Raw genomic sequence first — 24,633 nt, forward strand, 5'->3', positions numbered from 1 at the left:
AAATGAGAAAAAGAACTAATGCGCCACAAAAGTGCAGAGTGAGAACTGCGACACGCTGCCACAGGCCGACCCGTATGGCGTTCGTGCCTGACGACTAATTATTTCAGCACTTCATCCGTTCTCTTTGGTGAATGGACCCGGGCAACCGTCCCGGTGACTACCGCATTCCCTATGCCTTGCGCGGTCGTCGAAGACCGCGTCCTGCGTGCCTCCGATGGGGCGCGACGCTAGAAAACCGATTCCAATTGCAAGCCGAAATCAGGCAGGAAACCTCATGACCGACGCGTTCGAAATCCCCAGCACAATGGTCCAAGCCCTCCAGCGCCGCGCGGCCCTGACGCCGGATCGGGTCGCCTTGCGTTTTCTCGCCGAAACCCCGGACCAGGCTGTGGTGCTCAGTTATCGCGAGCTGGATCAGCGCGCGCGGACCATTGCCGGCGCCTTGCAGGCCGAGGCTGATTTCGGCGACCGTGCGGTATTGCTGTTTCCCAGCGGTCCCGATTACGTGGCTGCATTCTTCGGTTGCCTGTACGCGGGTGTGATCGCCGTTCCGGCCTATCCACCGGAGTCGACCCGTCGTCATCATCAGAAGCGTTTGCTGTCGATCATTGGCGATGCCGAGCCGCGTCTGCTGCTGACCAGCGCCGGCCTGCGCGATGCGTTGCTGCAAATCGAGGGCGCGCCGCCGCTGATGTGCGTCGATGCCTTCGATGCCGATCTGGCCGAGCGCTGGGTCGCGCCGGACCTGCGAGACAGTCACATCGCTTTCCTGCAATACACCTCCGGTTCCACCGCGCTGCCTAAAGGCGTGCAAGTCAGCCACGGCAATCTGGTGGCCAATGAATTGCTGATTCGTCGCGGTTTTGGCATCGACCTGAACCCTGATGACGTGATCGTCAGCTGGTTGCCGCTGTACCACGACATGGGGCTGATCGGTGGTCTGCTGCAACCGATTTTCAGCGGTGTGCCGTGCGTGCTGATGTCGCCCGCGTACTTCCTTGGTCGACCCTTGCGCTGGCTCGAAGCGATCAGTGAGTACGGCGGCACCATCAGCGGCGGGCCAGACTTTGCCTATCGCCTGTGCAGCGAGCGGGTCAGTGAAGCAGCCTTGGAACGCCTCGACCTGAGCGGCTGGCGCGTGGCGTATTCCGGGTCCGAACCGATCCGGCTCGACACCGTCGAAAGCTTCGCCGAGCAGTTCGCCACCTGCGGCTTTTGCGCGGACAACTTTATGGCTTCCTACGGTCTGGCGGAAGCCACGTTGTTTGTCGCCGGGACGCCGCGCGGTCAAGGCATCGGCCACTTGCGTGTGGACGATCAGGCTCTCACGCAAAACCGCGCGGAACCCGGCGAGGGCAGTGCGATCATGAGCTGCGGTATCAGTCAGCCGGAACACGCTGTAATGATCGTCGACCCGGCGTCGCTCAGCGAATTGGCGGATAACGCCGTAGGAGAGGTCTGGGCCAGCGGGCCGAGCATTGCGCACGGCTACTGGCGCAATCGCGAGGCGTCGGCAAAAACCTTCGTCGAATACGCGGGACGGACCTGGTTGCGCACCGGTGATATGGGCTTCATGCGCAGCGGTGAACTGTTCATCACCGGTCGCCTGAAAGACATGCTGATCGTCCGCGGCCACAACCTTTATCCGCAAGACATCGAGCAAGCTATCGAGCGTGAAGTGGAAGTGGTGCGCAAAGGGCGAGTTGCTGCGTTCTCGGTCAACACAGAAGGTCAGGAAGGCATCGGTATCGCCGCCGAAATCAGCCGTAGCGTGCAGAAGATTCTGCCGCCAGACGCCGTGATCAAAGCCATTCGCCAAGCCGTTGCCGAGGCCTGTCAGGAAGCGCCAAGTGTGGTGGTGCTGCTCAATCCGGGCGCATTGCCCAAGACGTCCAGCGGCAAACTGCAACGCTCGGCGTGCCGCAATCGCCTGGCTGACGGCAGCCTCGACAGCTATGCGCTGTTTGCGTCGGCGGCGACAGAAAGCACCGACAACATCGAATCCGGGTCTGAGCTGCAAAGCTTGATCGCTCAGATCTGGAGCGAGCAGTTGCAGGTCGAGCGGGTCGGTGCCGACGCTCATTTCTTCCTGCTCGGCGGAAACTCGATTGCGGCAACTCAGGTGATGGCGCGGTTGCGCGAAGCCCTTGGTCTGGAGCTGAACCTGCGACTGCTGTTCGAAGCGCCGACTCTTGACGCATTCGTTGAGGTGGTGGCCCGGCTGCAACAGAATGGCGGACTGGCCCAAGGCGCGATCACCCCGTTGTCACGCGTAGAAGCCATGCCGCAATCCCTGGCCCAAAATCGTCTGTGGATCACCTGGCAACTCGATCCGCACAGCAGCGCCTACAACATTCCCGGTGCCTTGCGCCTGCGTGGCGAACTGGACGAAGACGCGTTGCAGGCCAGTTTCCAGCAATTGATCGAGCGCCACGAAGCCCTGCGCACGCGGTTCTTCGAGCGTGACGGCGTAGCGTTGCAGCAAGTGATTGCGGCCGGTGAGTTCAACCTGCAAATGATCGACATCAGCGATCTGCCAATGGCCGAGCGTGAAGCCCGTGCGCAACGCATCCGCGAGGATGAGGCGCGCACGCAGTTCGATCTGGAGAAAGGACCGTTGCTGTGGGTGACCCTGGTACGCCTCGACGACGAGGATCACCAGTTGTTGGTGACGATGCACCACATCATCGCTGACGGCTGGTCCCTCAACGTGTTGATTGACGAGTTCTCCCGTTTGTATGCCGCCGCTTGTCAGGGTCAGGCCGCGACACTTGCACCATTGTCCACGCAGTACGCCGATTACGGCAGCTGGCAACGCCAATGGCTGGCGCAGGGTGAAGGCGAGCGACAACTGACGTATTGGAAAGTACAGCTGGGCGACGAGCAACCTGCCCTGAGCCTGGCGACGGACCATCCCCGTTCAGCACAACAACAGCACAGCGCTGCCCGTCACGCCGTACGTTTAGACGCTGCGCTGAGCGCGGCGATTCGCCAGACTGCACACGCTCATGAATCGACCTCCTTCATGCTGCTGCTCGCCGTGTTCCAGACCTTGTTGCACCGCTACAGCGGTCAACGTGATATCCGCATCGGCGTGCCCAACGCCAACCGTCCCCGCCTGGAAACCCAAGGTCTGATCGGCTTCTTCGTCAACACCCAGGTGCTGCGCGCCGAGGTCGATTCGCGGCTGCCGTTCGTTGCATTGCTGGCGCAAACCCGGCAGGCGGCGATGGGGGCGCAAGCCCATCAGGACCTGCCGTTCGAACAACTGCTCGAAGCGTTCCCGCAGGTTCGCGAACAAGGCCTGTTCCAGGTCATGTTCAATCATCAGCAGCGTGACCTCAGCGCATTGAAGCGTTTGCCAGGCCTGCTGGCCGAAGAGTTGCCGTGGCACAGCCGCGAGGCCAAGTTCGATTTGCAGTTGCACAGCGAAGAAGATCGCAACGGTCGCCTGACCCTGTCATTCGATTACGCCAGCGAATTGTTCGATGCGGCGACCATCGAGCGTTTGGCCGAGCATTTTCAGAATTTGTTACGTGACGTCTGCGAGCATCCGCAAACGGCCCTCGGCGATCTGCGACTGCTGACAGCGTCTGAGATTGGCCAGCAAGCTGACTGGGCCAATGCAGCGTGCGCGCCGGCCGGCCAGTGGCTGCCAGAATTGCTCAACGAGCAAGCACGTCGGACGCCTGAACGCACGGCGCTGCTGTGGGACGGCGGCCAGATAGACTTCGCCCAATTGCACATTCGGGCCAATCGACTGGCCCAGTACCTGCGCGACAAAGGCGTCGGTCCCGACGTCTGCGTGGCGATCGCGTGTGAGCGTTCGCCACAATTACTGATTGGCTTGTTAGCGATCATCAAAGCCGGTGGTGCCTACGTACCGTTGGACCCGGATTACCCGGCCGAGCGCTTGGCGTACATGCTCAGCGACAGCGGTGTGGAATTGTTGCTGACCCAGACGCCATTGCTCGACCGCTTGCCGGTCAGCGAAGGTGTCAGCGTGATCGCCATGGACGCCTTGCATCTGGATAGCTGGCCGAGCCATGCGCCGGGATTGCACCTGCACGGCGACAATCTCGCTTATGTGATTTACACCTCAGGTTCGACCGGACAACCCAAAGGCGTCGGTAATACGCACGCGGCCCTTGCCGAGCGTCTGCAATGGATGCAGAACACCTATCGCCTGGACGACACCGATGTGCTGTTGCAAAAGGCGCCGATCAGTTTCGACGTGTCGGTGTGGGAATGCTTCTGGCCGCTGATTACGGGTGCGCGGTTGGCAATCGCCGGACCCGGCGAGCACCGCGATCCCCATCGCATCGCACAGTTGGTCCAGCAGTTCAGCGTCACCACGCTGCACTTCGTACCGCCACTGCTTGCACGATTCATCGACGAACCGCTGACAGCTGAATGTACCAGTCTGCGCAGGGTGTTTTCCGGTGGTGAAGCCTTGCCCGCGGAGCTGCGCAACCGCGTGCTGGCGCAACTGCCGAGCGTGCAATTGCACAATCGTTACGGACCGACCGAGACGGCGATCAACGTTACCCACTGGCATTGCACCACAGGCGATGGCGAGCGCTCGCCGATTGGCCAGCCACTGGGAAATGTGATCTGTCGAATCCTCGACAGCGATCTCAACCCTGTACCGGCCGGGGTACCGGGTGAGCTTTGCATCGGCGGCATCGGTCTGGCCCGAGGTTATCTGGGCCGTCCGGCGCTGACCGCCGAGCGTTTTGTGGTCGATCCGGGCGAGCCGGGTGCACGCTTGTACCGAACCGGCGACCGTGCGCGCTGGACCGCTGATGGCGTGATCGAATACCTCGGTCGCCTCGATCAGCAGGTCAAGTTGCGCGGATTCCGCGTCGAGCCGGAAGAAATCGAAGCCTGTCTGCTGGCTCAGGAGGGCGTCGCGCAAGCCGTGGTGCTGGTGCGCGAAACCGCGGCGGGCGATCAGTTGATCGGCTACTTCACGGCGACGGATTTCGGCGATAACGAAGAGGCTCAAACGGCACGTCTGAAAATCGCCCTGGCCGCCGAGCTGCCGCAATACATGGTCCCTGCACAGCTTATGCGCCTGGACGAGATGCCCCTTAGCCCAAGCGGCAAGCTCGACCGCCGCGCCTTGCCGGAACCGCAGTGGCAAGTCCGCGAGCACGTTGAGCCTGTGACAGACCTGGAGCAACAGATCGCCGTTATCTGGCGCGATGTGCTGGGCCTGTCGCAAGTCGGTCTTCGCGATGATTTCTTCGCCCTTGGCGGTCACTCGCTGCTGGCCACACAAATTATTTCCCGAGCCCGCCAGGCCTGCGACGTCGAGTTACCGCTGCGGGTATTGTTCGAGCACAGTGAACTGGGTGAATTCGCCGAACAGGTGCGCCTGATCCAGGCCAGCGGCCGCACCAACAAACAGCCGCCGATTGAAAAGGTCGACCGCAGCCAACCCGTTCCATTGTCCTATTCCCAGCAACGCATGTGGTTCCTCTGGCAAATGGAGCCGGACAGCCCGGCCTATAACGTCGGTGGCATGGCGCGTCTACGCGGGGTACTGGATGTCGCACGTTTCGAAGCGGCACTGCAAGCCCTGATCCTGCGTCACGAAACCCTGCGCACCACATTCCCGAGCATCGACGGCGTCGCCCGTCAACGCGTGCACGCGCAAACCGGTGTGCGCATGACGTGGAAGGATTTCACCACGCTGGATGCCGATAGCCGCGAGTGGCAGGTCCAGCAACTGGCCGACGACGAAGCGCACCAGCCGTTCGATCTGGAAAGCGGTCCGTTGCTGCGCGCTTGCCTGGTCAAGACTGCCGAGCAGGAACACTACTTCGTGCTGACCTTGCACCACATCGTCACGGAAGGCTGGGCGATGGACATCTTCGCCCGGGAACTGAGTGCGCTGTACGAAGCGTTCGTGGATGACCGCGAGTCGCCGCTGCAACCGCTGCCGGTGCAGTACCTGGACTACAGCGTGTGGCAGCGTCAGTGGCTGGAGTCCGGCGAACGTCAGCGTCAACTCGACTACTGGACCGCGCAATTGGGCCGCGAGCACCCGCTGCTGGAATTGCCGGCCGACCGTCCGCGTCCTCCCGTGCAGAGCCATCAGGGCGAACTGTACCGTTTCGACCTCAGCGAGAAGCTTGCCACCCAGGTCCGCGCCTTCAACGGGCAAAACGGCCTGACGTTGTTCATGACCATGACGGCTGCGTTGGCCACTTTGCTGTACCGCTACAGCGGCCAGACCGATTTGCGCATCGGCGCGCCGGTGGCCAACCGCATCCGGCCGGAGAGCGAAGGGTTGATCGGTGCGTTCCTCAACACCCAGGTGCTGCGCTGTCAGATCGACGGGCAGATGTCCGTGGGGGAGTTGTTCGAGCAGGTCCGTCACACGGTGATCGAAGGCCAGTCCCATCAAGACTTGCCCTTCGATCATCTGGTCGAAGCCCTGCAACCACCGCGCAGCGCGGCCTACAACCCGTTGTTCCAGGTCATGTGCAACGTACAGCGCTGGGAATTCCAGCAGAGCCGCAGCTTGGCCGGCATGACCGTCGAGTACCTGGCCAACGATGCGCGGGCGACCAAATTCGACCTCAATCTGGAAGTCACCGACCTCGACCACCGCCTGGGTTGTTGCCTGACCTACAGCACCGACCTGTTCGACGAACCGCGTATCGCACGCATGGCCGTGCATTGGCGCAACTTGCTGCAAGCGCTGATTGCAGATCCGCAACAGCGCCTCAGTGAGCTGCCGTTGCTGGACGCGGACGAACAACAACATCTGCTCGACAGTCTTGGCGTCGAGCCCGGCGAGCATCGACTCGATCAGTGCATTCATCAGCTGTTCAGCGAACAGGCTCTGGCGCGTCCCGATGCACCGGCGCTGACCTTCGCCGGACAAACCCTGAGCTACGCTGAACTCGACCGCCGCGCCAATCGCCTCGCGTGGATGCTGCGTGAACGCGGTGTCGGTCCGCAGGTGCGCGTGGGCCTGGCGCTTGAGCGTTCGCTGGACATGGTTGTCGGACTGCTGGCGATCCTCAAGGCCGCAGGTGCCTATGTGCCGCTGGACCCGGAATATCCGCTCGACCGCTTGCATTACATGATCGAAGACAGTGGTATCGGATTGCTGCTCAGTGATGCGGCGATGTTCAAGGCCCTTGGTGAATTGCCGCCGACGATTGCCCATTGGTGTGTGGAGGAAGACGCGGTAAAACTCGCCGATTATCCGGCAACCGAGCTGCCGTTCATCAACCTGCCGCAGCATCAGGCGTACCTGATTTACACCTCGGGCTCCACCGGAAAGCCCAAAGGCGTGGTGGTGTCCCATGGTGAGATCGCCATGCACTGCCGTGCCGTGATCGAGCGTTTCGGTATGCGCCCGGACGATTGCGAACTGCATTTCTATTCGATCAACTTCGACGCCGCTACCGAGCGTTTGCTGGTGCCGCTGCTCTGTGGTGCGCAGGTCGTCTTGCGTGCTCAGGGCCAATGGGACGCCGAGGAAATCTGCGCACTGATCCGCACCCATCGCATCAACGTGCTGGGTTTCACGCCAAGCTACGGCAGCCAGTTGGCGCAATGGCTGGCAACTCAGGACGAAACCTTGCCGGTGCGCATGATCATCACCGGCGGCGAAGCGCTGACCGGCGAACACCTGGCGCGCATTCGTGCGGCGTTCAAACCGAATCTGTTTTTCAACGCCTACGGTCCGACCGAAACCGTGGTCATGCCGCTGGCCAGCCTTGCGCCCCAGGTATTGGAAGAAGGAGTGGGCAGCGTGCCGATCGGCAGCGTGATTGGCGACCGCGTGGCGTACATTCTCGACGCCGATCTCGCGCTGGTGCCGCAAGGTGCGACAGGCGAGTTGTATGTTGGCGGCACCGGTCTGGCGCAGGCTTATCACCAGCGTCCGGGCATGAGCGCTGAACGCTTTGTGGCCGATCCGTTCTCCGACAACGGCGGGCGTGTTTATCGCACTGGCGATCTGGTGCGCCAACGTCCCGATGGATTGGTGGAATATCTCGGTCGTATCGACCATCAAGTGAAGATTCGTGGATTCCGCATTGAGCCGGGCGAAATCGAAACCCGTCTGCTGGAGCATGAATCGATTCGCGAAAGCGTGGTATTGGCGCTCGATGCACCGAGCGGTAAACAGCTGGTTGGCTATCTTGTGACTGAGGTCGCTGAACAGGACGAAGCGCAGCAATCGGTTTTGCGCGAAGCCCTCAAGGCGCATCTGAAATCGCAATTGCCGGATTACATGGTGCCGACGCACCTGATCCTGTTGACCGCTATGCCGCTGACCGCCAACGGCAAACTCGACCGTCGTGCGTTGCCGGCACCGGACCCCGAACTGAATCGTCAACACTACGTGGCGCCGAGTAACGAACTCGAAGTCACGCTGGCGCAGATCTGGCGCGAAGTGCTGAACGTCGACCAGGTCGGCCTCAACGACAATTTCTTCGAGCTGGGTGGCGACTCGATCCTCTCGATTCAAGTGGTCAGCCGTGCGCGGCAGCAGGGCATACACTTCAGCCCGCGCGACTTGTTCCAGCATCAGACCGTGCAGACTCTCACCGCCGTGGCGACCCGCAGCGATCAGATCACTGCCGAGCAAGGGTTGCTCAGCGGTGAGTCGCGCTTGACGCCGATTCAGCACTGGTTCTTCGACACCGACATCGCGCAGCGGCAACACTGGAACCAGGCGTTGTTGCTGCAACCGACCGCGCCTCTGGAACCTCATCGCCTGGAGCAAGCGCTGTTGGCGGTGATCGAACAGCACGATGCCTTGCGCCTGCGCTTCAGCGAAGTGGGAGGCCATTGGCATGCGGCGCATCAGGCGATTTCCGATACCTCGGTGTTGTGGCAGGTGCGTGTTTCGTCCATGGACAAATGCGTCGCCCTGTTCGCCGATGCCCAGCGCAGCCTCGACCTCAACGAAGGACCGCTGATGCGGGTATTGCTGGTCGATGGTCCAGAGGGTCAGCAACGGTTGTTCATCGCGATTCACCACTTGGTGGTCGATGGCGTTTCCTGGCGCGTACTGCTGGACGATTTGCAAACCGTGTATCGTCAACTCGACGCGCAGCAGTCGGTAAAACTGCCGGCCAAAACCAGCGCCTTCAAGGACTGGGCGGCACGTTTGCAGGCCTACGCCGGGAGCGAATCCCTGCGCGAAGAACTGAGCTGGTGGCAGAGGCAACTGGCCGGTCCGAATGCCGAATGGCCGTGTGATCGACCCGAGGGCGGTCGGCAGAACCGGCATGCGCAAACGGTCAGTGTGCGTCTTGACGGCGAGCGCACTCGGCAATTGCTGCAACAGGCGCCGGGCACGTATCGCACTCAGGTCAACGATTTGCTGCTGACAGCGTTGGCCCGTGTGTTGTGCCGCTGGACCGGGCACGATTCGGCGCTGATTCAACTGGAAGGCCACGGCCGTGAAGCGCTGTTCGACGAGATCGACCTGACGCGCACTGTCGGCTGGTTCACCAGCGCTTATCCGCTGCGTCTGACACCTTCCAATATCAAGGAGGCTGCAGGGCAGGGCGCGTCGATCAAAGCCATCAAGGAACAGTTGCGCGCTGTACCGCACAAAGGTCTGGGTTATGGCGTGCTGCGTTACCTCGCCGATGACCTGAGTTGCCGGCGCATGGCCGAGTTGCCGGCGGCGCCGATTACCTTCAACTACCTCGGTCAGTTCGACCAGAACTTTGGCGCGCAGGCGCTGTTTCATCCGCTCGATGAACCCATCGGCGCAGCCCACGATCCGAAGGCGCCGTTGCCCAACGAATTGAGTGTCGACAGTCAGGTTTACGGTGGTGAACTGGTGCTGCGCTGGACCTTCAGCGCTGAACGTTACGATCTGCAAACCATCAATGAACTGGCGGACGCCTATCTGGGCGAATTGCAAAGCCTGATCGAACATTGCCTGCGCGACGATGCCGGTGGCCTGACGCCGTCTGACTTCCCGCTGGCGAAACTCAGTCAGGCGCAACTGGATGCGCTGCCGATTCCAGCCACTGCCATCGAAGATGTCTACCCGCTGACGCCGATGCAGGAAGGCATGCTGCTGCACACGTTGCTGGAACCGGGCACCGGCCTGTACTACATGCAGGATCGCTACCGCATTAACAGCGAGCTCGATCCGCAGCGTTTTGCCCAGGCCTGGCAAGCGGTGATTGCCCGTCATGAAGCGCTGCGCGCATCGTTCTGCTGGAATGTCGGCGAAGACATGCTGCAAGTGATTCACAAACCGGGGAGTACACCGATCGAATACCTCGACTGGAGCGCTATCGCCGAAGCCGAGCAAGAACCGAAGTTGCAAACCTTGCTCAAGACCGAGCGCGAGACCGGGTTCGATCTGCTCAACCGGGCACCGTTCCACCTGCGCTTGATCCGCGTGGGCGCGGCGCGCTACTGGTTCATGATGAGCAATCACCACATCCTCATCGATGCCTGGTGCCGCTCGTTGCTGATGAGCGACTTCTTCGAGATCTACACCGCGCTTGGTGAAGGTCGCGAAGCGCAGTTGGCCGTACCGCCGCGTTATCGCGATTACATCGGCTGGCTGCAACGCCAGAGCCTGGACGCAGCGCGGCAGTGGTGGAAAACCAATCTGCAAGGCTTCGAGCGCACGACGCCGATCCCGAGCGACCGGCCGTTCCTGCGCGAGCATGCCGGTGACAGCGGGGGGATGATCGTCGGCGACCGTTACACCCGACTCGATGCCCGCGACGGTGCGCAGTTGCGCGAATTGGCCCAGGCCCATCAGTTGACCATCAACACCTTCGCCCAAGCGGCGTGGGCGTTGGTGCTGCGGCGCTTGAGCGGTGATCGCGACGTGCTGTTTGGCGTCACGGTGGCGGGCCGTCCGGTGGAGATGCCGCAGATGCAACGCACCGTCGGCCTGTTCATCAACAGCATCGCCCTGCGGGTGAAAATGCCCGAAGACGATCAGCGTTGCAGCGTGCATCAATGGCTGACGGGGCTACTCGACAGCAACATGCAACTGCGCGAGTACGAATACCTGCCGCTGGTGAGCATCCAGGAAAACAGCAAGCTGCCCAAGGGTCAACCGCTGTTCGACAGCCTGTTCGTGTTCGAAAACGCCCCGGTGGAAGTCTCGGTGCTGGACCGGGCGCAGAGTCTCAACGCGACGTCCGACTCGGGCCGAACCCATACCAACTTCCCGCTGACGGCGGTCTGCTATCCGGGTGATGACCTGGGCTTGCACCTGTCCTACGACCAGCGTTACTTCGATGAATCGACGGTCGAACGCATGCTCGGGGAGTTCAAGCGGTTGCTGCTGGCGTTGGTCGAAGGTTTCCATGGAGACATGGCTGACCTGCCGTTGCTCGGCGTTGAGGAACAGGCTTTGCTGATTCATGGCTGTAACCAGAGCGAGCACGGGTATCCGCTTGAGACCAGTTACGTTGAATTGTTCGAAGCGCAAGTTGCCGAGCATCCGCAGCGGATCGCCGCCAGTTGCCTGGCGCAGCAGCACAGCTACTTCGAGCTGAACCAGCGCAGTAACCGTCTCGGACATGCACTGATCGCCGCCAGTGTCGGCCTGGATCAACCGGTGGCGTTGCTGGCGGAACGTAATCTCGACCTGCTCGGCATGATCATCGGCAGCTTCAAGGCCGGCGCAGGTTACTTGCCACTGGATCCGGGCCTGCCGAGCCAGCGTTTGAGCCGCATCATCGATCTCAGCCGCACGCCGTTGCTGGTCTGCACCCAGGCGTGCCGCGAGCAAGCGGTTGAGCTGCTGGAAGAATTCGGCTGCGCCAATCGCCCTCGCTTGCTGGTTTGGGAGGAGGTGCAGGCCAGTGCTGTTTCGGTGAGCAATCCAGGCATCTACAGTGCTGCGGACAACCTCGCCTACGTCATCTACACCTCAGGCTCCACCGGGTTGCCGAAGGGCGTGATGGTCGAACAGCGCGGCATGCTCAACAACCAGTTGAGCAAAGTGCCGTACCTGAACCTGAGTGAAGCCGACGTGATCGCGCAAACCGCTTCGCAAAGCTTCGACATCTCCGTCTGGCAGTTCCTCGCCGCGCCATTGTTCGGTGCTCGGGTGGACATCGTGCCGAACATCATTGCCCATGATCCGCAAGCTTTGCTGGCTCATGTGCAGAGCCAGGGCATCACCGTTCTGGAAAGCGTACCGTCTCTGATCCAGGGCATGCTCGCTCAGGAACGCATGGGCATCGACGGCTTGCGCTGGATGCTGCCGACCGGTGAGGCCATGCCGCCGGAACTCGCGCATCAATGGTTGCTGCGCTACCCGCAGATCGGCTTGGTGAACGCCTACGGACCGGCAGAATGCTCGGACGACGTGGCGTTCTTCCGCGTTGACCTGGCCTCGACACGTGGCAGCTATTTGCCAATCGGCACGCCAACCGACAACAACCGTTTGTACCTGCTCGATGGTGCGCTGGAGCTGGTGCCGCTGGGTGCGGTGGGTGAGCTGTGCGTCGCCGGCACCGGGGTCGGGCGTGGTTATGTCAGCGACCCGCTGCGCACTGCTCCGGTGTTTGTGCCGGACCCGTTCGGCGAGCCGGGTGATCGTTTGTACCGCACCGGCGACCTGGCTCGTCGACGCAGTGACGGTGTGCTGGAATACGTCGGACGTATCGACCATCAGGTGAAGATTCGCGGCTACCGTATTGAGTTGGGTGAAATCGAAGCGCGTCTGCATGAGCAAGCGCAAGTCCGCGACGCAGCGGTGGGTGTGCAGGAAGGTGTGAATGGCAAGCATCTGGTTGGTTATCTGGTGGCAGCCGATTCAACGCTCAATCCTGCCGAGCGATTGGAGCGCATTAAACAACGCCTGCGTGCTGAACTGCCTGAATACATGGTGCCGCTGCATTGGTTGTGGCTCGATAAAATGCCGCTCAACGCCAACGGCAAACTGGATCGCAAGGCACTGCCGGCGCTGGAAATCGGCCAGATGCAAAGCCAGGTCTATCAGGCGCCGCGCAGTGATCTGGAGCAAACCCTGGCCGCTATCTGGGCCGACGTGCTGAAGGTCGAGACAGTCGGCGTCCACGACAACTTCTTCGAGCTGGGCGGGCATTCGCTGCTGGCCACGCAGATCGCATCACGGGTGCACAAAACCCTGCAGCGGGATGTGCCGCTGCGGGCGATGTTCGAGTGCAGTACGGTGGAGGAGCTGGCCAGGTACATCGATGGGTTGGCGGCCAGCGACATCACCGAGGAGAAGGTGGATCGCTTGAATGATCTGATGGCGGAGCTGGAGGGGCTTTAATTCTCTGGTGCCTGGAATGGCCTCTTCGCTGGCAAGCCAGCTCCTACGGGGTTGGTGGTGAACACAAATTTAGTGAACGCCACCGATCTTGTAGGAGCTGGCTTGCCAGCGAAGGCGTCGATGCGTGTTACTTCGGCCCGAGAATCTTCACCAACGTTTCCGGTGACGGCGCACCTTGCTGTTGTTGCAACTCGCCCTTGGCGTCCATATAGAAAATCGCCGGGGTGGCTTGCAGTTCCAGCTCTTCCATCAGTTGCATGTTGGCCGCCAGCTTTGCCTGGACGGCGGGCGGCACGTCCTTCAAGGCCTTGAGCGAACTGCTTTTTCCGGCGGCTTCGTGGTCTTGCAGGGCTTTCTGCGGATCCTTGGCGGCGAGCAGCGCAGCAGACTTGCCCGGGCTGTCTTCGCGGATGATGCCAACCATGATGTGGCGCAACTGCACCTTGCCGGACTTGACCCACGGCCGCGCCTGTTCCCAGAACACGTTGCAATACGGGCAGTTCGGGTCGCTGAACAGGTAAACCAGGCGCGGGGCGTCCTTCTTGCCATCGCCAATCCAGTTGCTCGCTTCGAACTTGTTCCAGACCTCCTTGGACATCGGCGCGTACACCAGTTTCTGCAATGGTGCGCTGGTCAGGTCGTTGCCCTCGGCGTCATACAGATTGCCCAGCAATACATGCTTGCCATCCGGGGTCAGGTACAGCGCCATGCCGCGGTTCTGGTATTGCGCGGCATATCCGCGCAGGCCGTCGGGCGCGTCGAACTGACCGACGATTTTCGCGCCTTTGGCTTCGATCTTCTTGATCGCCTCGGGCAGCTCTTCGGCCTGCACCGACGGCAGGTGCAGCAGAGCGGCACCGAGGCTCAGGGTCAGCAGGTGGCGGAGGCGGGGCATGGCAGTTTCCTTGAAGAAGTGGCGGGGACGGTGTCGAAGTTTTCCAGGGCGCGGGCCAGGCTGGCTTCCGACAGTTCGCCCAGATGGCTGCCCAGCAGGCGACCTTCCGGGCTATAGAACAGCGTCGTTGGCAGTGCCATGGAGCCAACGGCCTGACCCAGACGACCACCGCCGTCGAACAGCACGTTGGACAGGCTCAAGCCCTGGGTTTCCAGGTAGGTCGCGACGCTTTGCATGCTTTCGGCCTGATTGATGAACAGAAAGGTCAGGTCCGACCGGGCTTGCTGGGCATTTTCCAGCACCGGCATTTCCCGGCGACAAGGCGGGCACCAGGTGGCCCAGAGATTGATCACTAAGGGGCCGCCCTTGTAGTCGGCCAGTTGCACGGTTTCGCCGGCGGCGTTGCGCAGGGCAATTTCCGGCAGACGTGTGCCTTGTTCGTAGATCGACAGGGAGAATGTCGCCAGTAACCAGAACGCCAGGCCGCTTGCCACACCAAATCCCAATGGGCGTCGCAGTCCTGGGCGCCGCCAGCCTCGATACAAAGTCGCCAGCAGCACGACGATCACGCCGGGCCAGGCGAGGAAACCGCCATCACGCAAATCGATGATCTGCCACGGATCGTTGCGATAATGCGTCCAGTAGGCCGCCACGAAACCCACGCGAGCTGCCAGCAAGCCCAGCATGAACAGGCTGAACAACGCCGACTCGGGGTTATCCCCGCCACGCTTGGCCACCCGCCAGCCGACAAAAGTAGCCAGCGCCAATGCACTGATCAGCAGCAGGTGATTAAGCGCGATGGCAAAGGTGCCGAGGGTGAAGGTCAGCATTAACGGGCGTCTCGGGTGATGGACCAGCGTTGCAGGAAAGTGTCGGCATCGACCTCACCGGTGATGCGCTGGCTGCGACGCTCTTCACCGTCAGCGCCAATCCACAGCAGGCTCGGTGGCCCCGGCACTTTATAACGGCCGAGCAGTTCGCGGCTGGCGGCATTGTCGGCGGTGACGTCCAGCCGGAGCAAGCGCACATCGCTCAGGGCTTCGAGAACTCGGGTTTTACCGAACACCTGTTTTTCCATGACCTTGCACGACACACACCAGTCTGCGTAATAGTCCAGCAGCACCCATTGGCCCTGAGCCTTGGCGACGTCGAGTTCACGTTGCAACGCTTGCGGGTCATTGATCGTGATGAAGGCTTCGTGGCCGACCGGAACGGCGGCAACCGCTGTGCCTGAAGCGCGAAACACCTGCAACGGCTTGAACAGATCATCACTGCCGCCCGCCGCGCCGATCATCAACAGGCTGCCCCACACACCGAGCAGCAACGAGCTGGCTCCGAACAAGTGAGCGATCCGCCCAAAACCGTCCGACTGTTTCCAGGCGCTGTAGGCTGCAACCAGTAGCAGGGCACCGCAGAGTCCGACCCACAGTGATTCGTCCAGTACCGGACGCAGCATCAGCAACGCCGTTGCGAGAAACAGGAAGCCGAAAATACCTTTGACCAGATTCATCCAGGCGCCCGGTTTGGGCATGAAGCGGTTGCCGACAGTGACCAGCAACAGCAGCGGCACACCGATGCCAATCCCCATGGCGAACAGAATCAAGCCGCCGTGCAGCGCATTGCCACTCTGCGCGATATAGAGCAACGCACCGGCCAACGGAGCGGTCATGCACGGGCCGACCAACAGACCCGACAAGGCACCCAATACACCCGCGCCGATCAAGCTGCCGCCGCGTTGATTGCGCGAGACGTTTTCCAGGCGATCACGCACGGCCACCGGCAACTGCAATTCAAAGAAGCCGAACATCGGCAATGCCAACAGCACGAAAATCGCCGCGAAACTGCCGAGCAGCCAAGGGTTTTGCAGCAACGCCTGCAGATTCGCCCCCAGCATGGCGGCCAAAACCCCCATCGCCGCATACACCAGCGCCATGCTGATCACATAGCTACTGGCCAGGGCCAGACCACGTTTTGGCGTTGCGCCACTGCCCACGATCAGGCCGGCCAGAATCGGCAGCATCGGCAATGAACAAGGGGTGAATGCCAGTAACAGGCCCAGACCGAAAAACACCAGAAGGCTCCAGCCCAGGGCCCGCTGTTGCAGACCGCTGGCCAAGGCTTGATCCGGAGCTTCAGCACCTGAGTTCGTCACATCAATATTGCCCAGATCGACAACTTTGGTTTGCGGTGGATAACACAAGCCGGCATCCGCGCAGCCCTGATAGCTCACTTTGACCTGACCGCTGGCACCCGCCGGAATCTTCAGCTCCAGGCCCTGGCGGTAGACTTGCTGCTGACCGAAGAACTCGTCGCTGTGGTCTTCACCCACGGGCAAAGCCGGTTTGTGCTCGACTGGCAGACCGTCGAACTTCAGGCGCTGCTGGTATAGGTAATAGCCGTCGGCTATCTGCCAATAGAGCTGGGTTTCACCGGATTCCAGGCGTTCAGACGTAAACGTGAAGGCTTTCTCGACAGGGAGAAAATCGGGTTTGGTCTCAAACGGATTGGTCCCTGCCTGAGCCAGGCCCGTGATCAGGAAAGCGAAAAGTAAAAACAGTCGACGCATGGGTAAGCCTTTGCCCTGTGCAAGTGAGGTGCACAATGGGCGGTCGCGATTAACCGATGATTAACCGTGGCGGCCTTGTGGCGGTGGCGCTTGCGGCATAATGTCCGCTTAATCGGTCAAAGGCTTAATCTGCTTTATTTACACGAGGCTCCCCATGCACGTACTGGTTTGCGAAGACGATGAGCTGATCGCCAGCGGCATCGTCGCCGGCCTGACCGCCCAGGGCCTGACGGTGGAACACGTCGCCACGGCATCTGCGGCGCGGGCCATGCTCAAGGTGGCCGAGTTCGACGTGATGGTGCTCGACCTCGGATTGCCCGATGAAGACGGCTTGAAACTGTTGCAGCAATTGCGTCACAACGGCCTGGAATTGCCGGTGCTGATTCTGACGGCGCGGGACTCGGTCACCGACCGTGTCGACGGTTTGCAGGCGGGTGCCGACGACTACCTGCTCAAGCCTTTCGATTTGCGCGAACTCGCCGCACGGTTGCACACCCTGTTGCGCCGGGTGGCCGGGCGCAGCGTCAACCTGATCGAACACGGAGCCCTGACGTACGACCCCAGCAGCCGCGAAACCATGCTCTGCGGTCAGCCTGTAGACCTCTCGCGCCGAGAGCAGTCGCTGCTGCAGGCCCTGCTGCACAATCGTGGGCGCGTGCTGTCGACCGAGCAGCTCAAGGACAGCGTCTACGGTTTCAACGATGAGCTGGAGAGCAACGCCCTCAACGTCCACATCCATCACCTGCGGCGCAAGCTCGGCAACGGGATTGTCGAGACCGTGCGCGGCCTGGGTTATCGCCTGGGGCCGGCTGATGGCGGAGAGCGATCGAAGTGATGAGCCTGCGTTTGCGCCTGAGCCTGACACTCGGCGCCGCTTTTGCGTTGATCTGGGCGCTGGCTGCGGCCTGGATGCTCAGTGATCTGCGCAATCAGATGATGTTTTCCCTCGACCAGCGGCTGGTGGCATCGGCACGCATGGTCGCGGGTCTGATGGAGCAATTGCCGCCGTTGCCGACCAAGGGCGAGGGCACGCACTTCAGCGCCGAGCAGTTGAACATTCCCGGCGGCATGGCCTGTCAGGTCAGTTCGTTGCGCGGGGAAATCCTTGCCCGCAGTCACACCGATCCGCAGCAAACCCTGGAAGCCGAGAAACTGGGCTTCCACGATCAAATGATCGACGGCGCACCGTGGCGCAGTTTCACGTTGGCCCGGGGCGATTTGCGCATTACCACGGCCGACCGCCAGATCGAGCGTGAAGCATTGAACATGTCGATCCTGCTGGCCGCTTCGGTGCCGGTAGGCGTGGCATTGCTCGGTTGCCTGTGCCTGCTCTGGCTGGGCATCGGCCAAGGCCTGGCGCCGCTCAATCGCATGCGCGATGCCTTGATGCGCCGCAGTGCCGACTCCCTGGAACCCTTGCAGATCCATCCATTGCCCAGTGAGCTGCAACCCTTGCTGGAAACCCAGAACCAGTTGCTCCAGCGCATCGGCAAGACCATCGAGCGCGAACGCCGCCTGACCGGTGATGCGGCCCACGAACTGCGCAGCCCGTTGACCGCGATCAAGACCCATCTGCAAGTGGCGCGCATGACCGAAGGCAGCGCCCGGGATCAATCGTTGGCCAGGGCCGAGGAGGGTGCCGACCGTTTGCATCGGACCCTCGAACAATTACTGTTGCTGGCGCGGGTCGAAGGCAGTCTATCGTTCGATGACGGTGTGCAATGCAGCGCCGAGCAGGTGGCGAAACTGGCGATCCAGGATGCCTCCAGTGGGGATCGTGAACGTATCCGGTTCCAAGCGCCGATCAAGGTGTCGAATGCCCCGGTGCAAATGCCCGCCGTATTGTCGATTGCAGCGCTGCGCAACTTGCTCGATAACGCCCTGCGTCACACTCCGGGCGATAAAGCTGTGGAACTGAGTCTGGAAACCTCTGGTGATCGTGTGCAGTTCGTGGTGCGCGATCACGGGCCGGGCATTGCCGAAGAGGATTTGCAGAACCTGACCCAACGTTTCTGGCGCAATGGCCAGAGCACCGGCTGCGGCCTAGGGCTGGCGATTGTCCAGGCCATCGTCCAGCGTTGCGGCTGCACCCTGCATTTCGATAGCCGGCCGGACGGCTTGCGGGTGGAGCTGACCATGCCGCTACAACCAGCCTGATAAACACCCAACCCCTTGTAGGAGCGAGCCTGCTCGCGATGACGTCGTGTCAGTCAACATCAATGTTGCCTGATACACCGCTATCGCGAGCAGGCTCGCTCCTACAAGGGCTTGGGGTGCCTCCGAGAAAGCCGGTCAAAAGGCTAAATCCTCTCGACGCCGATGCGTTTCCAGAACAGGAAAACCTGACAAGTGCGCTCCGTGAGCGCAATGCGCACCTGCCCGGTATGCAGTTTTGGTCACTATCACAGCGTATTGAGGGGTCGAGAGATGTCAGTCGCTACCAGCCTTATCGAAGATCAGCCGGCCCGGGTCGCCCCGACCGAAACGCTTTACCAGTTCAACGAATCGCCTTTGCTGGCCCGTCAGAGCCGGCAGGAATCCAACGCCCGCAGCTACCCGCGACGCATTCCCTTGGCACTCAAGCGCGCCAAGGGCCTGTATGTCGAAGATGTCGAAGGCCGCACCTTTATCGACTGCCTTGCCGGCGCCGGAACATTGGCCCTTGGGCATAACCACCCGGTAGTGATCGAAGCCATCCAGCAAGTGCTGAGTGATGAGTTGCCGCTGCACACCCTCGACCTGACCACTCCGGTGAAAGATCAGTTCGTTCAAGACTTGTTCGGCCTGCTGCCACCGGCATTGGCCGCTGAAGCGAGGATCCAGTTCTGTGGCCCGACCGGCACCGACGCTGTCGAAGCCGCACTGAAACTGGTGCGCACTGCCACCGGTCGCAGCACGGTGCTGTCGTTTCAGGGCGGTTATCACGGCATGAGCCAAGGCGCATTGAGCCTGATGGGCAGCCTGGGCCCGAAAAAGCCTCTGGGCGCGTTGCTCAGCAGCGGCGTGCAGTTCATGCCGTTTCCCTACGATTACCGTTGTCCATTCGGATTAGGCGGTGCCCAAGGCATCAAGGCCAATCTGAACTACCTGGAAAACCTGCTCAACGATCCCGAGGCCGGCGTGCAATTACCGGCGGCGGTGATCGTTGAAGTGGTGCAGGGCGAGGGCGGGGTGATCCCGGCCGATCTGGACTGGTTGCGTGGTTTGCGCCGGATCACCGAGCAGGCAGGCGTGGCGTTGATCGTCGACGAAATCCAGAGCGGTTTCGCCCGCACTGGCAAGATGTTTGCCTTCGAACACGCCGGGATCATTCCCGATGTGGTGGTGATGTCCAAAGCCATCGGCGGCAGCCTGCCGCTGGCGGTGGTGGTCTACCGCGACTGGCTCGACACCTGGCTGCCGGGCGCCCACGCGGGGACTTTCCGTGGCAACCAAATGGCAATGGCCGCCGGTTCCGCCGTCATGCGTTATCTGGTTGAGCACAAAGTGTGCGAACACACTGCCGCGATGGGCGCGCGGTTGGTCGAGCACCTGCGCATCCTGCAACGGTACTTCCCGCAGATGGGCGACATTCGCGGTCGCGGCTTGATGCTGGGTGTGGAGCTGGTCGATCCGGCCGGTGCGCTGGACGCTCTGGGTCATCCACCGGCCTTCGCGCGCCTGGCGCCGCTGGTGCAGCGCGAATGTCTCAAGCGTGGCTTGATTCTGGAGTTGGGCGGTCGGCACGGCGCGGTGGTGCGTTTCCTGCCGCCGCTGGTGATCACCGCTGCTGAGGTCGACAGGGTTGGCGAGATTTTCGGCCGGGCTTTGGCCGCTGCCACCGCCGCGCTCTAAATTTTCCGGCGCGTACAACGTTCCTTCTACATAACGACTGCGCACACAGCGCAGCCTGCCCTAGAACGATGGAGACATAGCATGACGTCAGTATTCGACCGCGAGGACATCCTCTTTCAGGTCGTGGTCAACCACGAAGAGCAATACTCGATCTGGCCTGACTACAAAGCCGTGCCACAAGGCTGGCGCACCGTGGGCAAAAGCGGACTGAAAAAGGACTGTCTGGCCTACATCGAAGAGACCTGGACGGACATGCGCCCGTTGAGCCTGCGTCAGAAGATGGAAGAGCAGGCGGCTGTGGCGCACTGAGTTGTCGCGGCAAAAAGAAGCCCGCTGGACTGGTGACAGTCGGCGGGCTTCTTTCATGCCTGGAATCTGTATTGGCTGATGGATTGCCTTCGCGAGCAGGCTCGCTCCCTGTAGGAGCGAGCCTGCTCGCGATGAACGATAACGCGGTCCTGACCTTAAACGCCGCTCAAACCCTTGATCAGCAAATCCACATTCCCTTCAAGTTCCGCCACCGGATCGTCGGCGTCGATACTCAACACCACCAATCGGCTACCCGCCTCGGTAATCACCGCTTTCAGGGCCTGCGACGGCTGCCGGTGATGCAGCACCACCGCCACATCATTGTCTTTGAGCTGTACGCCCAATTCCTTGAGAGCCTCCGGTGTCCATTCGGCATCCGGCCTTGCGTCGAGCCCGACCAGCTCCAGATTCAGTCCGCCAATCAGGTAGCCGAAGTGATCGCTCAAGCTCATCACGCTGAGGTTGTCGGCGCTGGCCAACTGCGCTTCGCTGGTGGCACTGAGTTTGAGCAAGCGCTGCTTGAGGGCCGCGAGGTTGGCCTCGATTTTCGGTTTTGCCTGCGGCGCCAGGCGCACCAGGTCCGCGGCCATCACGTCCGCCATGCGTCCCATGTTGTTGCTGGACAACCATGGTTGGCTATTCAGGCCGTCGACTTTGTTGCCTGGCTGCACGGCAATGCCGGGCAGGGCGCCGTCGACGGGGCGGGCGGCATCGACTTCGATGATACGGATATTGCTGCGACGGGAAATCGGATACAGCGGATCGTCCGGCCACAACGAGCGCAAGCCAATCACCGCATCGGCGTCCGTCGCCAGTTTCGTCAGCGCAGGCGCACCGCGACCGGTGAAGTACGCGGTCTGGCGGCTTCCGGGCAGATTGGCTGGCGCGGCGCGTTCGAGGCTGACATCAGTGTCCTTGAGCAGCACTTCGCCGAGTCCGTAGGTGATCGGCAGCGAGGCCAGTACGCGCAGAGGTTTGCCGCCATCAGCCGCTAATGTTGTGGTAGCCAGTGCGCACAGTGCGATGGCCAGGGTCAGTTGACGCAGAGAAAATGACATTTATCCGAGGTTCCCTTTCAGGCTGGGGACGACACCGCGCGCGATGGCGGACAGGGCGAAAGCAATGCCAGCCACTAGAATGATCGCGGCGCCGGACGGGATCGGCAGGTCGAAGACAATCGGCGCGAGAATTCCGCACAGGGTGCTGACCGTGGCGATCAGCACCGAGCACCAGAAGAAACCTTTCAACGATTGGCTGAGCAAGCGTGCCGCTGCCGCCGGTATCACCAGCAGGGCGCCCACCAGAATGGCGCCAATGACTTTCACTGCGGCAACGGTGATCAGTGTCACCAGAATCACGAACAGGTAATCCAGGGTCTTTACTGCCACACCACGAACCGCCGCCAGCTGCGGGTTGAAGCTGGCGAGCATGATGCGGTTGTACAGCGGCAAGGCCAGCGCCATCACCAGCGAGCCGACAATTGCCAGCACGGCGAGGTCATTGCCATTGACGGTCAGTACCGAGCCGAACAGCACGTTCTCCAGAATGTGCACGTTGATCTTGCCCGCCAGAATCAGCAGCAGGCTGGCCCCCAACGCCAGCGATACCGAGAGGAACACGCCGATCAGCGTATCCGGCGCCAGACCGGTGCGGTTGCGCAGGTAGTTGAGCAGGATGCCGAACAACAGGCAGTAGCCGAACAGGCTGCCGTAAGGACCGGTGTAGGGTTCGCCGAGCAATATGCCAATGGCCACGCCGGTCAATGCAGCGTGCCCCACGGCTTCGGAGAAAAATGCAAAGCGCTTGACCACCACCAATGTGCCCAAGCCGCCCAGCACCGGGCCGATCAGCAGGCCGGCGAGCAACGCGTTGACCACGAATCCGTAGGCGAGGGCTTCGGGCAGATACCCGGATGAAGCCCAACCCTGAACCATCAAACGAAAAGCTTCGTAACTCATCAGGCAATGCTCCGGGGATGGGTCGAAAACAGCGTCAGCAGACGCTCCGGCGTCAGTGCCTGTTTCGGCGTGGCGTCGAATAGCACCCGACGATTGAGTCCCGTCACGTGATTGGCCAGACGCCCGACGGCTTCCAGATCGTGTTCGATCCACAGCACGGTAATCCCGGCCGTACGCCAGTCGCCGAGCAAGCGTTCGAACACCTGAATGCCGGCTTCATCAAGCGCCGACATCGGCTCATCGAGTACCAGCAATTGCGGCGAAGGGATCAACCCCTGAGCCAGCAACACCCGCTGACGCTCGCCGCCGGACAGCGCCCCCATGCGTCGTTTGCGCTTGTCCTGCATGCCGACACGCTCCAGCGCCTCGCCAATCGCCGCCGCGTAGTGCTTGCTCAAGCCGAGGAACGCCGGGCGCCGCTGGCACATGGCAGCCATGAAGTCATCGACGGTCATCGGCAGGCCGCGGTCGAACTCCAATGCTTGCGGGACGTAACCGATGGTGCCCGGATCAGCGGGCCATTGCAGGCTCAAACGGCCCTGATGCGGCATCTGCCCGAGCAACGTCTTGATCAGCGAACTCTTGCCGCCACCGTTAGGGCCAACCAGCGCATGCACGCTGCCGGGTTGCACCTTGAAGGTTACGTTGTCGAGAATGGTGGTGCGCCCCAGCGTCAGGCTGACCCCGGTGAAATCCAGCGTCGGCCCGGAAAACTGTAGGAGCGAGCTTGCTCGCGATAGCGGTGTGTCATTCAAGGGAAATGTTGACTGACCGGATCCCTTCGCCAGCAGGCTGGCTCCCACAGGGTGTTCGGCGTCCTGGGCGGTGAGCGTTTCTTTCGAGGTCATGCGCCGGACTCCTGAATTGCCCGCACCACGGTGTCGAGGTTGCCGGTCATTTCCTTTTCGTACTTCTCGGCGGTGTATTCGCCGTAGGAAATGTGCGACAGCGGATACAGCTTTACCCCGGATTCGCGCTGGATGGTGTCGACGTAGGCGGAAGGGAAATCCATCTCCGAGAAGATCACTTTCACGTCCAGCTCACGCAATTGGTCGATGGTTTTTTTCAGCTGGCTCGGGCTCGGTTCGATGCCGTGGGCCGGTTCGACTACGGCGGTGACCTCCAGACCAAACTCGCGCAACAGGTAATCGTAAGCGGCGTGCACCGTGGCCACGCGCAGTTCGGCGTTGGGCGCCTGGGTCAGTTTGGCCAGGGCGTCGGCGCGCATCTTGCGCAGGCGCTTGCCGTAGGCGCGGGCGTTCTCGGTGTAGGTCCTGGCATTGACCGGGTCGAGCTTGCCCAGCTCCCGGGCGATATTGTTGACCTGGGCAATGGACGCGCTGATCGACAGGAACGTGTGCGGGTTCACCACCTTGCCCGCACCGCGCGCGGCAACACCGGTGGCGGCCAGCAGCGGTACGTTTTCGTTGGCTTCGATCACCTTGACGTTCGGGGTTTCGCTGGCGGCGATCATGCGGTCGGCGAAATCGTCATGGCCGACACCATTGAGCACGATCACGTCCAGTCCGCTGATGCGCTTGATGTCTTCGGCGCGAGGCTCGTAGGCGTGGGGGTTGAAACCGGCTGGAATCAGCGGCACGACTTCGGCCTTGTCGCCGACGATATTGGCCACGTAGCTGTAATAAGGGTGCAGGGTGATGCCGATGCGCAGACGCTTGGCCTCGTCGGCACTGGCCAGGGTTGGGAGCAGGCAGGCAAGCAGGCCGACCAGCAGCAGGCGCAAGAACGAACGTTGAGATGAAATGGGCATGGGAAAGCGGTCTTCTCTCGGGAAAAGGCG

12 protein-coding genes are annotated in these 24,633 nt (G+C 61.5%); 5 read left to right on the forward strand and 7 right to left on the reverse strand.

Annotation, left to right across the window (positions count from 1 at the left end; genetic code table 11):
* Nucleotides 1-274 precede the first annotated feature (274 nt).
* On the forward strand, nt 275-13,270 hold the full coding sequence (locus tag AD668_RS06660; protein WP_053155965.1) for a non-ribosomal peptide synthetase: 12,996 nt from the start codon (nt 275-277) through the stop codon (nt 13,268-13,270).
* Between the two features lie 127 nt (nt 13,271-13,397).
* On the opposite strand, the gene dsbG is transcribed toward AD668_RS06660, so the two are convergent.
* Genes dsbG through dsbD form a run of 3 tightly spaced genes read right to left on the reverse strand, consistent with a single transcriptional unit; the run spans nt 13,398 to nt 16,731 of the window.
* A complete protein-coding gene (gene dsbG / locus AD668_RS06665) occupies nt 13,398-14,165 on the reverse strand; it encodes a thiol:disulfide interchange protein DsbG (RefSeq protein ID WP_053155968.1) in 768 nt (255 codons plus the stop codon).
* Nucleotides 14,141-14,995 carry a TlpA disulfide reductase family protein gene (locus tag AD668_RS06670; protein ID WP_053155971.1) on the reverse strand — a complete coding sequence of 285 codons (855 nt, stop codon included), beginning with the start codon at nt 14,993-14,995 and terminating at the stop codon, nt 14,141-14,143. The genes dsbG and AD668_RS06670 overlap by 25 nt, the downstream gene beginning before the upstream one ends.
* Entirely contained in the window at nt 14,995-16,731 is a 1,737-nt protein-coding gene (dsbD, locus tag AD668_RS06675) for a protein-disulfide reductase DsbD (RefSeq protein WP_053155974.1), read from the reverse strand. The genes AD668_RS06670 and dsbD overlap by 1 nt, the downstream gene beginning before the upstream one ends.
* 154 nt (nt 16,732-16,885) lie before the next feature.
* Here dsbD and AD668_RS06680 point away from each other — a divergent pair, with 154 nt between their 5' ends.
* The 4 genes from AD668_RS06680 (at nt 16,886) to AD668_RS06695 (ending at nt 20,874) form a co-directional block, all read left to right on the forward strand.
* The gene (locus tag AD668_RS06680; protein ID WP_053155978.1) at nt 16,886-17,566 is read left to right on the forward strand and encodes a response regulator; all 681 of its coding nucleotides are present in this window, start codon (nt 16,886-16,888) and stop codon (nt 17,564-17,566) included.
* Nucleotides 17,563-18,888, forward strand: a complete 1,326-nt coding sequence (locus tag AD668_RS06685) for an ATP-binding protein (RefSeq protein ID WP_053155981.1) — start codon at nt 17,563-17,565, stop codon at nt 18,886-18,888. Before AD668_RS06680 ends, AD668_RS06685 begins: the two co-directional genes overlap by 4 nt.
* Nucleotides 18,889-19,158: 270 nt before the next feature.
* Nucleotides 19,159-20,565, forward strand: a complete 1,407-nt coding sequence (locus AD668_RS06690; RefSeq protein WP_053155984.1) for an aspartate aminotransferase family protein — start codon at nt 19,159-19,161, stop codon at nt 20,563-20,565.
* A gap of 81 nt (nt 20,566-20,646) precedes the next feature.
* The gene (locus AD668_RS06695) at nt 20,647-20,874 is read left to right on the forward strand and encodes an MbtH family protein (protein ID WP_053155987.1); all 228 of its coding nucleotides are present in this window, start codon (nt 20,647-20,649) and stop codon (nt 20,872-20,874) included.
* 155 nt (nt 20,875-21,029) lie between these two features.
* On the opposite strand, the gene AD668_RS06700 is transcribed toward AD668_RS06695, so the two are convergent.
* The 4 genes from AD668_RS06700 to AD668_RS06715 are packed head-to-tail and all read right to left on the reverse strand — an operon-like array spanning nt 21,030 to nt 24,603.
* The gene (locus tag AD668_RS06700; RefSeq protein ID WP_053155990.1) at nt 21,030-21,932 is read right to left on the reverse strand and encodes a metal ABC transporter solute-binding protein, Zn/Mn family; all 903 of its coding nucleotides are present in this window, start codon (nt 21,930-21,932) and stop codon (nt 21,030-21,032) included.
* A complete protein-coding gene (locus tag AD668_RS06705) occupies nt 21,933-22,832 on the reverse strand; it encodes a metal ABC transporter permease (protein WP_027925783.1) in 900 nt (299 codons plus the stop codon).
* The gene (locus AD668_RS06710; RefSeq protein WP_053155993.1) at nt 22,832-23,680 is read right to left on the reverse strand and encodes a metal ABC transporter ATP-binding protein; all 849 of its coding nucleotides are present in this window, start codon (nt 23,678-23,680) and stop codon (nt 22,832-22,834) included. The genes AD668_RS06705 and AD668_RS06710 overlap by 1 nt, the downstream gene beginning before the upstream one ends.
* Nucleotides 23,677-24,603 (reverse strand): metal ABC transporter substrate-binding protein, encoded by a 927-nt coding sequence (locus AD668_RS06715; protein ID WP_053155996.1) that lies wholly within the window; start codon nt 24,601-24,603, stop codon nt 23,677-23,679. Before AD668_RS06715 ends, AD668_RS06710 begins: the two co-directional genes overlap by 4 nt.
* Nucleotides 24,604-24,633: the final 30 nt, after the last annotated feature.

Origin of the sequence: Pseudomonas sp. P1.8, assembly GCF_001269805.1 — a bacterium.
Classification (GTDB): domain Bacteria; phylum Pseudomonadota; class Gammaproteobacteria; order Pseudomonadales; family Pseudomonadaceae; genus Aquipseudomonas.